The sequence below is a fragment of the Trichococcus sp. TS_SC_9 genome (assembly GCF_056156325.1).
The window spans coordinates 1,685,221-1,700,137 of sequence record NZ_CM149591.1; the positions used below are offsets into that span (position 1 = coordinate 1,685,221).

At 48.4% G+C, this 14,917-nt stretch carries 15 protein-coding genes; 12 read left to right on the top strand and 3 right to left on the bottom strand.

What is annotated here, in order from left to right; genetic code table 11:
* Positions 1-333 precede the first annotated feature (333 nt).
* From AC0J5I_RS08215 to AC0J5I_RS08225, 3 genes are all read left to right on the top strand, one after another.
* Positions 334-1,785: an MFS transporter gene (locus AC0J5I_RS08215; RefSeq protein WP_199902961.1), complete on the top strand. Its 1,452-nt coding sequence runs from the start codon at positions 334-336 to the stop codon at positions 1,783-1,785.
* 304 nt (positions 1,786-2,089) lie between these two features.
* Entirely contained in the window at positions 2,090-2,758 is a 669-nt protein-coding gene (locus AC0J5I_RS08220) for a PI-PLC domain-containing protein (protein WP_475299375.1), read from the top strand.
* 296 nt (positions 2,759-3,054) lie between these two features.
* The gene (locus AC0J5I_RS08225) at positions 3,055-3,465 is read left to right on the top strand and encodes a zinc finger domain-containing protein (protein WP_107994937.1); all 411 of its coding nucleotides are present in this window, start codon (positions 3,055-3,057) and stop codon (positions 3,463-3,465) included.
* 210 nt (positions 3,466-3,675) lie between these two features.
* On the opposite strand, the gene AC0J5I_RS08230 is transcribed toward AC0J5I_RS08225, so the two are convergent.
* Positions 3,676-4,893 carry an HAD family hydrolase gene (locus tag AC0J5I_RS08230; protein ID WP_475299376.1) on the bottom strand — a complete coding sequence of 406 codons (1,218 nt, stop codon included), beginning with the start codon at positions 4,891-4,893 and terminating at the stop codon, positions 3,676-3,678.
* A gap of 470 nt (positions 4,894-5,363) precedes the next feature.
* On the opposite strand from AC0J5I_RS08230, the gene AC0J5I_RS08235 reads away from it, so the two are divergent.
* From AC0J5I_RS08235 to AC0J5I_RS08250, 4 genes are read left to right on the top strand one after another with little or no spacing between them, the layout of a single operon-like run.
* Positions 5,364-6,086: an amino acid ABC transporter ATP-binding protein gene (locus AC0J5I_RS08235; protein WP_107995081.1), complete on the top strand. Its 723-nt coding sequence runs from the start codon at positions 5,364-5,366 to the stop codon at positions 6,084-6,086.
* Between the two features lie 40 nt (positions 6,087-6,126).
* Positions 6,127-6,960 (top strand): transporter substrate-binding domain-containing protein, encoded by an 834-nt coding sequence (locus AC0J5I_RS08240; RefSeq protein WP_475299377.1) that lies wholly within the window; start codon positions 6,127-6,129, stop codon positions 6,958-6,960.
* Positions 6,960-7,682, top strand: a complete 723-nt coding sequence (locus AC0J5I_RS08245) for an amino acid ABC transporter permease (protein WP_475299378.1) — start codon at positions 6,960-6,962, stop codon at positions 7,680-7,682. Before AC0J5I_RS08240 ends, AC0J5I_RS08245 begins: the two co-directional genes overlap by 1 nt.
* Positions 7,679-8,338, top strand: a complete 660-nt coding sequence (locus AC0J5I_RS08250) for an amino acid ABC transporter permease (RefSeq protein ID WP_475299379.1) — start codon at positions 7,679-7,681, stop codon at positions 8,336-8,338. The genes AC0J5I_RS08245 and AC0J5I_RS08250 overlap by 4 nt, the downstream gene beginning before the upstream one ends.
* Positions 8,339-8,433: 95 nt before the next feature.
* On the opposite strand, the gene AC0J5I_RS08255 is transcribed toward AC0J5I_RS08250, so the two are convergent.
* Positions 8,434-9,321 carry a fructose bisphosphate aldolase gene (locus tag AC0J5I_RS08255; RefSeq protein ID WP_475299380.1) on the bottom strand — a complete coding sequence of 296 codons (888 nt, stop codon included), beginning with the start codon at positions 9,319-9,321 and terminating at the stop codon, positions 8,434-8,436.
* 271 nt (positions 9,322-9,592) lie between these two features.
* Here AC0J5I_RS08255 and AC0J5I_RS08260 point away from each other — a divergent pair, with 271 nt between their 5' ends.
* Positions 9,593-9,805: a hypothetical protein gene (locus AC0J5I_RS08260; RefSeq protein WP_086626957.1), complete on the top strand. Its 213-nt coding sequence runs from the start codon at positions 9,593-9,595 to the stop codon at positions 9,803-9,805.
* 181 nt (positions 9,806-9,986) lie between these two features.
* Here AC0J5I_RS08260 and AC0J5I_RS08265 read toward each other — a convergent pair whose 3' ends face one another.
* Positions 9,987-11,006, bottom strand: a complete 1,020-nt coding sequence (locus AC0J5I_RS08265; protein ID WP_475299381.1) for an NAD(P)/FAD-dependent oxidoreductase — start codon at positions 11,004-11,006, stop codon at positions 9,987-9,989.
* Between the two features lie 167 nt (positions 11,007-11,173).
* On the opposite strand from AC0J5I_RS08265, the gene AC0J5I_RS08270 reads away from it, so the two are divergent.
* The 4 genes from AC0J5I_RS08270 to AC0J5I_RS08285 are packed head-to-tail and all read left to right on the top strand — an operon-like array spanning position 11,174 to position 14,917.
* On the top strand, positions 11,174-11,968 hold the full coding sequence (locus AC0J5I_RS08270; RefSeq protein WP_475299382.1) for an ABC transporter ATP-binding protein: 795 nt from the start codon (positions 11,174-11,176) through the stop codon (positions 11,966-11,968).
* 2 nt (positions 11,969-11,970) lie between these two features.
* On the top strand, positions 11,971-12,900 hold the full coding sequence (locus tag AC0J5I_RS08275; RefSeq protein WP_475299383.1) for an ABC transporter substrate-binding protein: 930 nt from the start codon (positions 11,971-11,973) through the stop codon (positions 12,898-12,900).
* A 15-nt stretch (positions 12,901-12,915) separates the two neighbouring features.
* Positions 12,916-13,917 (top strand): FecCD family ABC transporter permease, encoded by a 1,002-nt coding sequence (locus tag AC0J5I_RS08280; protein ID WP_475299384.1) that lies wholly within the window; start codon positions 12,916-12,918, stop codon positions 13,915-13,917.
* A gap of 28 nt (positions 13,918-13,945) precedes the next feature.
* A complete protein-coding gene (locus AC0J5I_RS08285) occupies positions 13,946-14,917 on the top strand; it encodes a FecCD family ABC transporter permease (protein WP_475299385.1) in 972 nt (323 codons plus the stop codon).

Consider the following 14,917-nt stretch of genomic DNA (forward strand, 5'->3'; position numbering starts at 1 on the left):
AACAATTGTGACGAAGGTCAAAATTCAGCATTAATTTTCAGACCGACTATCCATGTTAACATGCGGATAGCCGGTCTTTTTGGCATCGTTTTCATCATTGACAGAACAAGAACATGACATATATCATGAAAAACGTTCACAAATTGTTAATAATAAATCCGTTGTATGCGCTAAAAATGCGTGGTATATTCTGTGTGTAAATGTTACGTCGTTTCATTTGAAAACGTTTATTATTTTTTAAACGAAACCAAGTATCACATGGTGATATTGTTTCTATCCGTCTAATCAACTGGGTCGGCGTCGATTTATCAATATAAGAAAAGGGGTCATGAAATGCAACACGCAAGCGCAAATAAAGTACAAAATGTAACCGATGACAAGAAGAATGTAAGGGAATTCGGTCTGATCGATAAATTAGCCTATATGGCGGGGGACATCGCAAATGACTTGTTCTTCATCTTTTCAAGTTCTTTCTTGATGTTGTTCTATACCAAAGTATTGGGGATCAGCGGAGCAGTTGTAGGTACGTTATTCTTGTCAGCTAGGATTGTCGATGCTTTTACGGATATGGGGATGGGACGTCTGGTTGATACGCTGAAACCTTCAAAAGATGGCCGCTTCCGAGTTTGGATTAAACGCGTAGCGCCATTCGCTGTTATCGCCGGCTTCCTGATGTTCTTGTCAGTCGTTCAAAACTGGTCCATGACTGCAAAAATCGTCTATATCTTCGTGACATACCTGTTCTGGGGTAGCATCTGCTACACAGCAATCAACATCCCTTATGGATCGATGGCATCCGTAATCAGCGAGAAACCTGAAGATCGCGCTTCCCTATCTGTATTCCGCAGCATGGGAGCCAGCCTTGCCAGCATCTTCATCTCATTCTTTGTTCCCTTGTTCGTCTACACGACTGATGCAAACGGTGCACAGATTGTTATTCCTGAACGCTTCACGCTCCTGGCCGGTGTTTTTGCTGTTCTTGCTTTCGCCCTGTATCAATTCTGCTATCACTTCACGATCGAACGTGTACAGATTCCGCAAAAACCGGAAACTGAAAAACAATCTTTCGGTAAAGAAATGGCCGTTCTAGTTAAAGGCTTATCAACAAACCGCGCACTGGGCGGTATCATTGCTGCTGCAATCTTCCTATTGTTGTCCATGTTATTGGTGAACACAATGAACGCCTATCTGTATGCTGATTATTTCAAGAGCTCCAAAACATTGGCTGTAGCCGGTATCCTAGGAACTGTCGGAACATTGATGCTTGCACCTTTCGCACAAAAAATCGCTTCCCGTTTTGGTAAAAAAGAATCAGCGACAGTAGCGTTGTTCTTCTCGGCAATTGTATACGCTGTCCTTTACTTTATGCATACGGATAATGTTATGGTATTCCTTCCGATGGCATTCCTTGCAAGTCTGGGAATGAACTACTTCAACGTAGTTATCTGGGCTTTCATCACGGACATCATTGACTACCAAGAAGTGAAAACTGGAACTGCGGACAGCGGTACAGTATACGCCGTCTACTCCTTCTCAAGAAAACTTGGACAAGCCTTGGCGGGCGGTTTGGGCGGATTCGCTCTGGCTGCTATCGGTTACGCATCAGCGGCAGCAACACAAGAAGCAGCCGTCCTTGACAGCATCTACGATGTGGCTACGCTTGTACCAGCTATCGGGTACACAGGCGTTGCGTTATGTCTATGGTTCATCTATCCGTTGACTAAAGAAAAAGTTGCAGAAAACGTGGCGATCTTGTCAGAACGTCGTAAACAAGCAGCAAAATAAAAAAATAAATTAGCTCGTAAAAAGGGGCACTATCCTATTGATTAGGCTGGTGCCTCTTTTTGTGTGCTGTTTTTTCTGAATGTCTGAACGTCATCTCCGGCCGAGAGAACCTTCGCCGGAGAAGGCGATCCACTATAGCAACATCCAAGTCCGTTTGATGGCACTAAACTACAATCGTACAAAAAAATATTTTGTTTACAAAGACGCTACAAACTTCGTGTATATTTCATTTTATTTTGACGGGATTTTTACATTGTCTTGCTATAGTAGATTAATAAGTAAATAAAGGGAGGAGTCCTGAAAATTGTCCTATCTAACAGCGCAATCCGGCAGTGATGGATTGGCGGACAACAGCATGGAGTTTGTTATGTTCTTCTGCGACAAACAGGAAGTTTCCGCCATCAAAGTCGATGTTCGGATGAACAAGGAACACCAACTTGTTCTGCATCACGATACATTGGAAGATGGAAAGTGTTATGTAGCCTTGGAAGATGTTTTTGCATATATCGCCGGGGGGAAAAGTCCAATCCGCATCAATTGCGACCTGAAGGAAACCGGTCTCGAAGAGGCGGTGTACGGATTGGCCGACAAATATGATCTTTGGCCGCAAGTGGAACTGAGCGGAACGGTGGCCTGTAGATATCTATCAAAGTGGCGCGATCAGATTTTGATGAACATCGAGAATGGCATGGATGATTCGTTTCATGGCGAGCATATCGGACGATGGGGAGAAAATGTGTTACTCGAAGCGTTGGCCAAATTGTCCCGCAGCCAAGCGAAAGTCATCAACATCAATCATCAGTTGTTCACCGATGCCGTTCGGGAAAAAGGTAAGCAGTTGGCGTTGGAGTTTTCCTTGTGGACTGTGAACGACTTGAACGCAATCGGAAATTACGAAAAGGAAAATATCTACAACATCACGACCAGAAAAGCCTGGACCTACATCCAACAGAAAAGGGTGCAGACAGAATGATTGTACGGCGAAGGTATTTTTTGTCTGATCTCCGGCCAGGCGGGGCTGGCCGGAGCAGGGGAACAGAATATGGACTCAGCTCCGGTTGGCTGGTGCTCACCGGAGCTCACGGTCAGCTTGCGGTCTGCAACGTCGGCGGCCTGTCCGCCGCACATTATATGGCCTCATCATTTTCAATTATTCTTAAGCTTTCTCCGTTCCGCACTGTGATATAATAAAGGAACAGTGCATGGAATTCCTGTCGCCGATGCTTCAGCATCAGGAACATTCCAGCGAAGCGATAAGGGGATAGTTAATTGGAAAAGTTGAAAAGAAAAATGATACAATTTATGCGCGGGAGATACGGCGCGGATCAGCTATACAACGCGTTGATCATTTCGGGCATGGTGCTTTATTTCTTGGGGGCAATCACAGACTTTGGTGTGTTAGTTTTCGCCGCGCAAATATTGATTTTCTGGGCCCTGTTCCGGGTCTACTCGAAAAAAATCAATAAACGCGCCGAGGAAAACCGCAAATTCCTCAAGTGGTGGCAGCCGAACCAGAAAAAGCTGAAGTTGCTTTTCAGAAGGTTCAAGGAGATCAGAGTGGCCCGTTTCCGCAAGTGTCCTAACTGCAGGACGACTTTGCGTTTGCCCGTCAAACGCGGCAAAAAGACAGTGAAATGTCCGACCTGTCATCAAAAATTCGAATCACGCATCATTTTATAAACAAAAAGAAGCCTCCGCTCAAATTAAACTGAGCGGAGGCTTCTTTTGTTTAGCATATATAAAGTGTTTCATGCATCCCAAAACATTGGCTAGCTTCAAGGGTTAGCCCTTTGGAAATTAGATAAATCGTACCCCATTGCGCTCTACGATGATCAGGCGGCACGATTTCCTAAATTTCTTTCAGGGCTGAACGAACCCGTTCCGCTTTTCCTAGGCTTCGTGGATAAGTACTTCTTCCTGTGTTCCCAAAAGGATCGTCTTTTCGGAAGGGCGCAGGCTGCCTTTGTTTTCGTCGCGTCCCTGCAGAACGATGCGCGGGCTCGCGTCCTCGATTGTGCAGAAAGCTTCGCGCGCCAATTTTTGGGTGTCGTCGTTCATGTAGCGGTTGAAGAGGACGCAGAGTTTGGCGTCCTGCAGTTCCACCATCATATCGTAGTCGCCGGTGCTGTCCCCGAAGAGCATCAGCGGCTGTTTTTCGTTATGCTTCGGCATCAGCTGCTCAGTGATGACTGCAGTTTTACCGGGACCTTTGGTGATGTTCTTGCCGGGTTGCATGCACGGTTGGATCAGGCCGTTTTCATCCTTATTGTAATACATGCCGATGACGTGCTCATTGTCCAACCCGTAACCGAAGTCCGGATGCGTTGCGGCGACCTGGACGACATCCGCCGGTGAAGCCGAAATGACATAGACGACGATGCCGTTCGCCTTCAGGACGTGGTAGAGTTCCTTCAATTCGGTTGGGAACGCCAAGCCTGTATCGTAATGGGACACGATGACGCCTGCTTTGCTAGGCAATTCACCGGGGCTTGTCAAAGTCACGCGTTCAAATTTGCCGTACTGCAACCAATAAGAAATGGATTGGTAAGCCAGTTGGCGCAAATCTTCGCTGGTGCGTTGCGCGAAAAGATAAGTCATCCAAGGATATCCGGCTTTTCTTTTGAAGTCGCCGTTGATGACCGTGTAGAACAGACGGATTTTTGCGGCGAACTCTTCATAATAAGAAGTTTTTTTTGCTTCTTCCAATGAAAGTGTACCGCCTTGCATAAAACCTTCATATTGTTTGTACAACCAAGCATAGGCTGTGCGGATATCGTCAGCGATATTGCCGATTGTAGCAAGCGGATTGGTCTTATCAAGGAGTGTCGTCTCTGATGCGCCGACATTCTCGAGGCCATCCGTCAGAATCGCATGGAACTGATCGGGCGTCAAACGGTAATCCAGATGCAGCAACATGTAAAGCATCAAGGTATCTTCGATATCCATGATGGCGGAAGTATTGTCGAAATCAAATACAACGTAAGGAGGATCCGCTGGGTCGAAGGAGCTGCTTTGGTTCCCGTGAGCTGCGAGGACAGCATTCAGCGCTTGGTGCGTATGTGGTGCCCAGTTTTTGGAAGAAAGGATTTTATTATGTTTTTCTGGCAAAGTAAGTACCCCTTTATCATGGAATTTTCATATCAAGTCATTCTATCAAAAAACGATTGAAAGATATACTGAAATGTGCCCGTTTCGGCTGATCCGAGTAATAATCGTGAAATGAAATGAGAAATGAAAATAAATTGTCCGTAAGACAATTTATTGCAAATGGCACTGTTTTTCTCGATAAGCTTCATTTAAGCGGATTTGTCTTAACGAAAAGTAATTTTCGTGGAAGGGTTTCTCATATAACGGGTGTAAAATAGGCTGTTTTTTACGATTGAGTAGTAAACCTGGAAATACGTGTTAGAAAGTCTGACATTTCCGCGGAACAATTTAATTGATTTTTAATCATGCTTTCATTATAATTTTGCTTTATGGTATAATAATAAGAAGCGGTCCTTTCTTGATAAGGATCCAATCCATGCTCTTGAAAAAATAGTAGTATGATGACGAGCACAAAAGGGGTTGAGGCAAAATTGATTAAGTTAGAGCACGTAAATAAGTATTTCGGGGCCAACCATGTGTTGAAGGATATCAACCTGGAAGTTGCCGAAGGAGAAAAAGTGGTCATTATCGGGCCTTCCGGTTCCGGTAAGAGTACAACGGTCCGTTGTATGAATTTCCTAGAAGAACCTACAGACGGAAAAGTTTTTATAGACGGAACAGAAGTCACAACTAAAAACAAGTTGGACATTGTACGCCATTCATCTGCAATGGTTTTTCAACAATTTAATCTGTATCCACATATGACAGTGTTAGGGAACCTGATAATCGGCCCTATGAAGCTGCAAGGCAAATCCAAAAAAGAAGCGGAGGAAATGGCTTACGAATATTTAGATATCGTTGGCTTGCGCGAAAAGGCGAATGTCTATCCTTCAACGCTTTCAGGCGGTCAACAGCAAAGGGTGGCAATCGCAAGAGCGCTTTGCTCACAGCGGAAAATCATTCTTTTTGATGAACCTACTTCGGCGTTGGACCCTGAGACGGTTCAGGAAGTATTGGATGTCATGATCAAGCTTTCTAGCATGAACATCACGATGGTTGTCGTGACGCATGAAATGGGCTTTGCGAGACAAGTTGCCGATCGGGTCATCTTTATGGCTGATGGCATGATTGTAGAAGAAGGCACTCCGGAGCACTTCTTCGATAATCCGACACATGAGCGAACTAAGGCATTCCTGGGTAAAATTTTAAGATAACCGAACTTTTCGGAATACAACATTATAGGAGGAATTTGGTATGAAAAAGAAAAATCTATGGGTTTCATTATGTTTATCAGCTGCATTGTTCTTGGGTGCATGCGGCAGTGACGCTACGGATACAGCAGATTCTGCAGCTGGATCAGCAACAGATGCTTCCGGTCAAGTGACTGTAGAGTCAATCAAAGAAGCTGGCGTTTTGAAAGTCGGCGTTAAAGAAGATGTACCGAATTTTGGATTAAGAAACACTGAAACAAACGAGATTGAAGGTTTTGAAATCGACATCGCTAAGAAACTCGCTGAAGAAATTTTAGGCGACGCGGAAGCAATCGAATTGGTGCCAGTAACGGCCAAAACGCGTGGTCCATTATTGGATAACGGAGAAGTGGATATGATCATCGCAACTTTCACTGTAACAGAAGAACGTAAAGAAACATACAACTTCTCTGATGCTTACTACGTGGATGCAGTCGGCCTTTTGGTTAAGAAAGACAAAGGCTACACAGGATTGGCTGACATGGACGGCGCTACAGTCGGGGTTGCCCAAAGCTCGACAACAGCCGATGCAATTGCTGCTGAAGCTGAACAATACGGCATCACTTTGAGCTATTCAGAATTCGCGACTTACCCAGAAATCAAAGCTGCTTTGGATTCCGGCCGTGTGGACGCATTCAGCGTGGACAGATCCATCTTGGCTGGCTACTTGGATGATTCTACTGAAATTCTTAAAGATCGTTTCGCTACACAAGATTACGGTGTTGCGACCAAAAAATCAAACACAGAATTGGCAACGTCTGTTAATGACTTAATCACTGCATGGGGAGAAGACGGCACTCTTGATGCATTGACTACAGAGTGGGGATTGGGCGAATAATGAGAAGTACCAATCCATTCGCTCTCTGGCGTTGGGAAAGCCTTCTTGAAAACAGCAGCGACTTTGGAGCCGGATTTATCCGGACGCTCCTAGTCGCTGTGTTGGCGTTGTTGCTGGCTTTGGTCATCGGGATTGTCGTGGGAACCATGTCCACGGCAAAAGGCCGATTGCCTCGTGCTGTTGCCAGAATATACGTAGAAATGTTTCAGAATATCCCGTTGCTCATCCAAATCTTCTTCATGTATAACGGGCTTGCCATGGCAGGCTTAGTGTTGAGTGAATTTACAATCGGGGTAGTCGGTGTAGGGATGTATCACGGTGCCTACATCGCTGAAGTCGTTCGTGCAGGTATCCTTGCTGTTCCGAAAGGCCAAGAAGAGGCAGCTTACTCAGAGGGCTTCAACTACATCCAAACAATGCGTTACGTCATCTTGCCGCAGATGGTCAAAATCATTTTGCCGCCATTGACCAATCAAGCCGTCAACTTAATTAAGAATACTTCCGTATTGGCGATCATTGCCGGAGCGGACCTGATGTATGTAGCCGATTCTTATGCTTCCTCAAGTCTGAACTACGGTCCTGCTTACGCAGTAGCCGGTTTGCTTTACTTCCTGCTTTGTTTCCCGCTTGCAACATTTGCGCGGAAATACGAGCAAAAACTCAAAGACAATGATTCGGTTGTCGTCAACATTGGCGTAGATATTCCGGAGGTGATGGAATGATAGAATCGATCAGAACAGTCTTCACACCATCGAATGTGTCGTTCATGATGGAAGGATTGAAACTGGCATTGCTGATTTCGGTCGGTGTCGTCATCCTTTCGATCATCTTCGGTACGGTATTGGGCTTGTTGCGTAATTATGATAAAAAAGTCTTCGGAAAGTTGGCCGGTGCCTACATCGAGCTCTTCCGAAATACACCGTTATTATTGTGGATGCTTTCGTGTTCATTCTTGATACCGGGCAGCACAATCACCTTGAAAGGTTCTTTCGCCTTGTTTCTGTATACATCGGCTGTTGTAGCGGAAATTGTGCGCGGTGGATTGAATTCGATACCGAAAGGGCAATTTGAAGCTGCCCACTCGCAAGGTTTTTCATTCATGCAGTCTTTGTGGTACATCATTTTGCCGCAAGCCTTCAAGAAAATTATCCCTTCGCTATTGTCGCAAGTGATTACTACGATCAAGGATACTTCTTTCTTGGCCGGTCTGGGAATCATGGAATTCACAAGAAGTGGACAAGTCATCCTCGGAAAAGTGACGAAAACATCAGAAGTGTTTATGGTCTATGCCTTCCTGGCGTTGGTGTATTTCATCATTTGCTTCACGCTTTCGGCAGTCGTCAGAAGCTGGCACAAGCGCAATGCGCAGAATGCTTAATAATAATAATAATAATAATAATAATAATAATAATATGAAAAGCCCCCGACCTGCAGCGTTGTAACGCTGCAGGTCGGGGGCTTTTTGCGCGTGCATCAAACGATGGAGGCGTCATAGATGGATTGGATCGATTCGGCCAATGTGGTCTGGAATTCATTATCGGTCAGGCCAGCACTCAGACCTTCGGACAATGCCCGCGAGAAGCTGGCGATCAATCCGGGGTTGTGGGTCAATTTTTCGTTGGCTTCATCCCGCGAATAGCCGCCTGATAGTGCAACAACACGCACCACTTGCGGATGGGCAATGAGTTCCTTGTAGAAATCATCAATAGTCGGAATCGAAAGTTTCAGCATCACAAACTGATCCGGACGCAACGCATCCAGCGCCAACAAAAATTCTTCCTTGAGGATCGCTTCCGATTCAGTTTTGTCCGCGCTGTGGATGTCGACTTCCGGTTCGATGATTGGGATCAATCCAGCCGCAATGATCTGCTTGCCGACTTCGAACTGCTGGGCGACGACTTTTTTGATGCCTTCACGGTTGGCGGATTTGATGACGGAACGCATTTTGGTGCCGAAGATGTGGCGCTCGTTTGCGCGCGCAAGGAGGGCGTCCAGATCCGGATTCGGTTTCATCAACTGTACGCCTTCCGCTTCTGCTTCGAGCCCTTTATCGACTTTCAGGAAAGGCAAGACGCCTTTTTTCTCCCACAGATAGTCTGCGGTATAGAGGCCTTCGACTTTGCGGTCCATCGTCTGCTCGAACAGGATGGCCCCCAAAATGTGTTCCGAGCTGAAAGCAGGCGAGGTGATGATGCGTGAGCGCATCTCATGGACGAGTGTGAACATCTCTTCTTCTCCATGGTAGCTGTCTTCCGAAATGCCGTACAACGCCAGTGCCTTGGGCGTGCTGCCGCCGCTTTGGTCCAACGCTGCAATGAAACCTTTACGATTTTTCATGATATCAAATTGTTCTTTGTTCATGATTCAAACCCCTTCGATTTTCAGATTTCCGAAACCCGGATCCGGCTCTGCTTTTTAGTGGAATCTGGATTTCTAAGGTCAGTATAGCACTAATGTAATACATTTCTGAGCGAAATGCCCTGTCCATTATGGTGGCACCTAGCTTCAAAGCTGAGATGGGAAATTTTTTTGTTGAAACCTTTTTGAATTAGGAGTAGAGTTGCGGTATGGGAATTTTTCAAGCAATCATTCATACGGATAGCAATAAAATCGAACGAGAGAAGGCGTGCAGATGATTTTTTGGCTGAAATCGGACAAAACAAATGCGGAATATACGGAACTAAATGTCTACAAGCGGGGCATCCTGATGGGCGGAATTTCTCATCACAAGGACGACGATTTCTGGCAATGGTGGGTGGAAGGCGTCGGCAAGAAGAAAACCCGCAAAATGTACAAAGAAGCAACTGAGGACGAAGCCAGACGGGCTGTCGAGTACGAAATCTGATATCGAAATAGTTGCGCAGGGCAGGGATCATTCTTGGGATGAGACTTGGCCTGCGTTTTTATTTTGGGGTGTCGACTGTTGTTGGATGAATAAATGCGTAACAGCCGACGAAAGTTACATTAAAAGCAAAAAGCAGCCGATGGGGCGTCCCGTCGGCTGCTTTTTGCTTTTCAACATACATCTATAGACTGTACTGTTTGTTTTTCTCAATGAAGGCTTCGTTGTGCGAGGACACCATCGCGTGCTTTTCAGCGGTGGGGTTCAGGTATTGTTTGACGCTGTTCACTGCGTTCACGGCATCCTGGAAAGTGCCGACCAGCAGATTGACTTTGCCCTTGTAGGCGATCGCATCGCCTGCCGCGAAGATGCCGGGATGTCCGATTGTGCTGTCTGGACTGCCTTCGATGAAATGATTGCCGTTGAATCGGAGCTCCAACGCATCGCCAAAAGCGATCGCCTGTTTGCTGGCGAAGCCGTGGTTGACGATGACCGCATCGGCAGCCACCGTCTTATGCTCACCGCCGACCGAAAGGGAAACGGCTTCGATCTCTCCATGGCAGTTGGAACGGAACGAGCGGATCTGCGTTTCCAGAAGCAGCGTGCCGCCGTTGTTGCGGAACGTCTCGACGCTGTGTTCATGGGCACGCAGTTCATTGCTGCGGCAAGCCAGTGTCACTCCGTTTGCGATGGCCAACAATTCGTTCGCCTGCTCGATCGCTGTGTTTCCGCCTCCCGAAAGGAAAACTTTCTTGTTGCGGAACGCGTGCAGGTTGTTCGGGATGTAATGCAGATTGGTCCTTTCGAACTGCTCCGCTCCGTCGACCGACAGCTTGTTCGGCGTGATGATGCCGCTGCCGTATGCAAGGATCACCGCTTTCGTGTAATGATGTTCGCCGTTGCTGGCCCTGATATCGAAAATGCCGGCGACTTTGGTGATCTGGCTGACTTCCGTATTCAGACAGACGGTCGGGTGGAACGTCAGCCCTTGCGTGATGCAATTGGAAAGCAACTGTTTGCCGGTGATTGGCGTCAGACCGCCTACATCCCACAAGATTTTGTCCGGGTACAGGTTGACTTTGCCGCCGAGGACGGACTGGGATTCGATCAGTTTCGTCCTGAGATTGCGCAAACCGCTGTAGAAAGCACTGTACAGACCCGAAGGCCCGCCACCGATTATCGTAACGTCAAATACTTCGTTCAAAAGACCACCTCATTTTCTGTTGACTAATTGTATGTTATGAATGATAATAGAATAAATTATAAATGAGAATGATTCTCATTATCAATTAAATAATTTTTACTCGGAAATGTCAAGAAGGATCCGGAAATGGATCGCTTCTGCAAGGATAAAGAAAGGGGAATGAAGGCATGTGCAGCCTGAAAGTTGAGGAGGTGCAAATTAAATACGACAAGCAGATTATTGTGAAAAATATCTCAGTCACCATCGCGCCGCAGAAAATCACGACCATCATCGGGCCGAACGGTTGCGGCAAGTCGACCTTGTTGAAGGCGATGTCGCGCATCCTGACTTGTTCAAGCGGCGACATTCTGCTTGATGGTGTTTCGATCTTTACGATGGATACGAAACGGCTGGCGAAACGGATCGCCATCCTGCTGCAGCGTCAGGAAAATCTCTCCGGCATCACGGTCGAAGAAATCGTCTCGTACGGAAGGTTCCCGCACCGCAGAGGCTTGAGGGGATTGGGCAGCGAGGACAAGGAAATCATCGACTGGGCCATCAAGAAGACGCAAATCGACGAACTGCGCCACCGCTGCATCGATGAACTGTCTGGTGGGCAGCGGCAACGGGTCTGGTTGGCGATGGCATTGGCGCAAAAGACCGACATCATCTTTTTGGATGAACCGACGACCTATCTGGACATCAGCTACCAGTTGGAGATTTTGGAACTGCTGAAGAAACTGAATGAAGAGGAAGGCTATACTATCGTGATGGTGCTGCATGACATCAATCAGGCATCGCTCTATTCCGACCACATCGTTGCGCTTGCGGATGGGGAAGTCGTTTGCCAGGGCTCGGCGGAGGAAGTAGTCACCGCAGCAAACATCGCGTCCATCTTCAACATCCGCCCGACCATCCAGCCGGACGAAAAGACTAATAAACCCGTCATCATCGGGTATGAATTGATAAAAAGAGGAGAATGAACATGAAAAAAATGAACAAACTATCGTTGACAATGCTTTTGGGTGCCGGATTGATCCTGGGGGCCTGCTCCGCAACGGATACAGCCGATGAGACGAGCGAAAGCGCAGCTGCCGAAACGGTGACGTACACAACAGGCGACGGCGAAGAAATCGCGGTTCCGGCCAATCCGGAACGGGTAGTGGTGCTGTCATCCTATGCTGGGGACCTCATCAACTTCGACGTCAACATCGTCGGCGTGGACGCTTGGTCTGCCGGCAACCCGAATTTCAGTGAAGGGCTCAGCGGAGTCGCAGTCGTATCGAATGCCGACGTGGAAAAAATCCTCGAATTGGATCCGGATCTGATCATCGGATTGGACAACATCGAAAATGCCGACCAACTCTCGGAAATCGCGCCTACAGTATTGTTCACATACGGTGAACTTTCCTACCTGGAACAGATCGTGGAAATCGGTAAAGTAGTCAACAAGGAAGAGGAAGCTGTCGCATGGGTGGAGGAATTCCAGACAGAGGCACAGGCAGTCGGTGAGGAAATCAAGGCAGCCATCGGCGAGGAAGCGACGGTCACGGTTGCCGAGAACTTCGAGAAACAGATGTACATTTTCGGCGACAATTGGGCACGCGGAACGGAAATCCTTTACCAAGAAATGGGCCTGAATATGCCTGAAACGGTCAAAGAAAACGCCCTGGATGCAGGCTATTATGCCATTTCGGAAGAGGTGCTCGGTGATTACATCGGCGATTACTTGATCCTGAGTTTGGCCGCAACCGATCCGGAAGCAAGCTTCTTGGATGCCGAGTGGTTCCAGAACATTCCGGCTGTGCAGAACAACCAAGTGTTTGTGGCGGATGCCGAGACATTTTATTTCAATGATTCGCTATCGTTGGATTACCAACTGGACTTCTTTGAGGAATCCTTTTTAGCGGAATAAGAGGGGACGATTGCAGTGACTAAACGGAAACGAAATGCCTTCGGAATCCATCTGGCGGTCACGGTCTTGTTGCTGATTGCGGCAGCGGTGCTGGCGCTTTACACAGGAGCGGCCGATACGGATTGGTCTGACCTGATCGAGGCGCTCATCGGGGAAGGCGGCGGAGATTATTATCTTGTCCTGCGGGGCATCCGTTTCCCGCGCATTCTGGGTGCCTTCTTCGTGGGCAGTTCCTTGGCTGTAGCCGGAGCGATCATGCAGGCGCTGACGCGGAATCCGTTGGCCGATCCCGGACTTTTGGGGCTGACTTCCGGAGCCAACATCGCGGTGGCCTTGGTTTATGCTTTGGCTCCGCAGAGTTCATACCTGCTCGTTTCCATTGCTTGTTTCATTGGAGCCGGTTTGGCGATGCTGTTTGTCTATAGTCTCAGCAACGCGACGAGGAGCGGACAGTCGCCCTTGAACCTGATCCTGATTGGGGCAGCCGTCTCGTTCTTTTTCCAGGCCATCGCGGACGGGATCGCGATCTGGTTCCGCATCTCCAAGGACGTTTCGATGTGGACTTCCGGCGGCCTGATGGGCGTGGATTGGAATATTTTGAGCATCACGCCGGTCATCGGTTTGGCGCTGCTGCTGAGCTTGGTGTTCAGCGGGCAGTTGACTGTGCTGAGTTTGGGCGAGGAAACCGCGATCAGCATGGGGCAACGGACCAATCTGATCCGGACCATCCTGATTCTGTTGATCACCTTGCTTGCAGGCAGCGCGGTCGCCATCGCAGGCAATCTGGCCCTGATTGGCCTGATGATTCCGCATGTCGTGCGCAAACTGGTCGGGCAGGATTACCGCAAGATCATCCCGTTGTGCATCACGGTCGGCGGGACTTTCATGATCCTGGCTGACTACATCGGCCGCACGGTCGTCAGTCCTTTCGAAATCCCCGTGGTGGCAATCGTTTCCGTGATCGGCGTGCCTTTCTACGTGACCATCGCCAGAAAAGGGGGGATCAAAGCTGTTTAATGAATGGAATCCGACTTATCGGAAAAAATTGTGGCTATTCGTCTTTTTATTCGTGGCGGCTTTCATCGCGGCCTTGTCCATGGGTTATGCCTCGCTTCCGTTGGACCGCATCCTACAGGTGCTGTCCGGGAACGGGGCTTTTAAGGAAAACTACGTCTTTTACCAGATCCGCTTGCCCCGGGTTTTGGTATTGGCGATGGCCGGCGCCTGCCTGGCTGGTGCCGGCATCATTCTGCAGACATTGAGCAACAATGATTTGGCCGATTCGGGCCTTCTGGGCATCAATTCCGGGGCCGGTCTCGGCGTGACGATCTTCTATCTGTTCGCAGGCGACAGCATACTGAAGTTTTCGGCGGCATTGCCGCTTATCGCCTTCATCAGCGCGCTGGTGGCAGCCTCCGCTGTTTATCTGCTCAGTTACAGCCGCAGCCATAAGCAACATGCGATGCAATTGGTGGTCATCGGAGCGGGAATCTCCTCGGCCTTTTCGGGGTTGATCATCCTGCTGATGTCCTCCACCGACCGGACCGACGTCAGCTTCATCACGGCTTGGATGTCAGGAAACATCTGGGGTTCGACCTGGCCGTTCGTGTTCACAATCCTGCCCGGTTGGCTGTTGGCTCTGGGGATCCTCTTCCTGAAGGCCCCGACGCTGAACATTTTGGCTCTGGGGGAGGAGACCGCTGCTGCATTGGGTTTGAAGCTTCGGAATGAAAAACTGCTCCTGCTGCTCTGCGCGGTCGCCATCGCTTCAGCGGCCATCTCTTTGACCGGCAACATCGGCTTCATCGGTCTGATGTCCCCGCATATCGCCAGAAAACTGGTCGGCAAACGGCATGAACGCTACAGTTGGATTGCGCTGCTGATCGGCAGCATCATCCTGTTGAGCGCCGATGCGATCGGCCGCACGGTGATGGATACCGCTTTTCCGACCGGCATCGTCGTTTCGCTGATCGGGGCGCCTTATTTCCTCTATTTGTTGTTAGGGCGGATGCGCTGA

Excerpts from the sequence above, each read along its gene's own strand:
- AC0J5I_RS08270 (WP_475299382.1), top strand. The coding sequence starts at position 11,174 with ATGTGCAGCCTGAAAGTTGAGGAGGTGCAAATTAAATACGACAAGCAG.
- AC0J5I_RS08240 (WP_475299377.1), top strand. The coding sequence starts at position 6,127 with ATGAAAAAGAAAAATCTATGGGTTTCATTATGTTTATCAGCTGCATTG.
- AC0J5I_RS08245 (WP_475299378.1), top strand. The coding sequence starts at position 6,960 with ATGAGAAGTACCAATCCATTCGCTCTCTGGCGTTGGGAAAGCCTTCTT.
- AC0J5I_RS08250 (WP_475299379.1), top strand. The coding sequence starts at position 7,679 with ATGATAGAATCGATCAGAACAGTCTTCACACCATCGAATGTGTCGTTC.
- AC0J5I_RS08215 (WP_199902961.1), top strand. The coding sequence starts at position 334 with ATGCAACACGCAAGCGCAAATAAAGTACAAAATGTAACCGATGACAAG.
- AC0J5I_RS08255 (WP_475299380.1), bottom strand. The coding sequence starts at position 9,321 with ATGAACAAAGAACAATTTGATATCATGAAAAATCGTAAAGGTTTCATT.
- AC0J5I_RS08260 (WP_086626957.1), top strand. The coding sequence starts at position 9,593 with ATGATTTTTTGGCTGAAATCGGACAAAACAAATGCGGAATATACGGAA.
- AC0J5I_RS08275 (WP_475299383.1), top strand. The coding sequence starts at position 11,971 with ATGAAAAAAATGAACAAACTATCGTTGACAATGCTTTTGGGTGCCGGA.